Origin of the sequence: Paraburkholderia franconis, assembly GCF_009362735.1 — a bacterium.
GTDB lineage: Bacteria > Pseudomonadota > Gammaproteobacteria > Burkholderiales > Burkholderiaceae > Paraburkholderia > Paraburkholderia franconis.
In genome coordinates this window covers 1-1652 of the sequence record NZ_WHNP01000206.1, presented here as the reverse complement: position 1 = coordinate 1652, position 1652 = coordinate 1, and the positions used below count along the sequence as shown (strand labels likewise).

Genomic DNA, 1652 nt, shown 5'->3' with positions numbered 1-1652 from the left:
TTGAGATGCTATGGGAGGGCCGTGGAAGTAAGCCAGCCGGAGTAAAACGGGATACGAACTCGTTTTCTCCGAAGGAGCATGCAAAATGGATGCGCCTGACACAGCCCTCCGCGGGCAGAATACGACGGCAGGTGGCCGCCTGTACATGGCTTTTGAACTGGGCGACAAGAGCTGGAAGCTCTCACTGGGCGATGGCCAGCGCGCGCCCAGCCGCTGCACGGTCGCCGCTGGTGATACCACCGCAGTCCTCATCGCGATCGCCAACGCCAGGGCGCGTTGCCATCTCGGCGCCGACGCACCGGTGTACAGCTGTTATGAAGCCGGTCGCGACGGCTTCTGGCTGCACCGCTGGCTGACTGAACAGGACATCGTCAATCTCGTGGTGGATTCGGCCAGTATCGAAGTGAACCGGCGCAGGCGCCGCGCCAAGACCGACCGGCTTGACAGCGACAAGCTGCTGTCGATGCTCATCCGCTATTACGCGGGCGAGCGGCGCGTGTGGGCGGTGGCACGCATTCCCACGCCCGAGCAGGAGGACGACCGGCGCCTGCACCGCGAGCTCGAACGCCTGCGGCAGGAACGTACCGCGCACATCAACCGGATCCGCTCCCTGCTCGTGCTGCACAACCTTCGGGTCAGGTATGTCGGTGGCCGCATCTGGACTCGCTGGTGGGTCCGGCAGCGCGAGCAGTTGCTCCCCGGCCTGCGCGCCGAGATTGAACGCGAATGTGAGCGGCTCACGCTGGTGCGCAACCAGATCCGCCTGCTCGAAAGGCAGCAGGACCAGCAGGTGTGCAGCGGCGCACACCCCGGCATGGCATTGCTCGCACAGCTTGCCGGCATAGGTACAGGCAGCGCGTGGACGCTCGTCCGGGAGCTGTTCGGCTGGCGCCAGTTTCGCAACCGCCGGGAAGTGGCCGGCAGCCTGGGCCTGACGCCAACGCCGTATGCCAGCGGCACCAGTGAGTTCGAACTCGGCATCAGCAAGGCGGGCAACCGGCGATGCCGATGGCTGATGGTCGAGCTCGCCTGGACATGGCTACGCTGGCAGCCCGGCAGCCAGCTCAGCCACTGGTTCAACCAGCGCTTTGCGGGCACCGGCAAGCGGTTGCGGCGCATCGGAATCGTCGCGCTCGCACGGCGTCTTGCAATCGCGCTGTGGCGCTATCTCGAACATGGTGAGATTCCTGCTGGTGCGACACTTAAACCGCGAGGTATCAACATGGCAAGCATCTGACGACAGCTGAAGCACGACGGCATCTGAAGCACGACGGCATCTGAAGGTCAACGCGCCCGCAAAAAACCTGGGCTACCCATGCAGGTAGCCGTGACTTGAGATGGGGCGCGTCCGGTAACAGGGTGGCTCCCGCGCGCTTTGCGCATGCGGCATAAGGTGACCGGCCTGCCCGGCCGGCACGGATAGAAGGTCGACCAGGCCATGGCCGGTCCCATCACCCACCCTGACCTGAACGACATTGGCATGCCGATCTGCACCACCCGTTACCGGTCGTCTACGGCCAGCCCGCGTCTGGTCGTAAGAGGCGACCGCGCGGACTGGCCGTAGACGACGGATCGGTCAAGGGACGGTTTGCTTCGTATGACAGAGAGTTTTTATATTGCAACGTGCTTGACTTCCGAGGCCCCATAGAAGG

The 1652-nt window shown here is 64.2% G+C and carries 1 protein-coding gene; it reads left to right on the top strand.

The features are described from left to right. The first annotated feature begins 85 nt into the window (after positions 1–85). The gene (locus GCT13_RS47605) at positions 86–1237 is read left to right on the top strand and encodes an IS110 family RNA-guided transposase (protein WP_152768427.1); all 1152 of its coding nucleotides are present in this window, start codon (positions 86–88) and stop codon (positions 1235–1237) included. Positions 1238–1652: the final 415 nt, after the last annotated feature.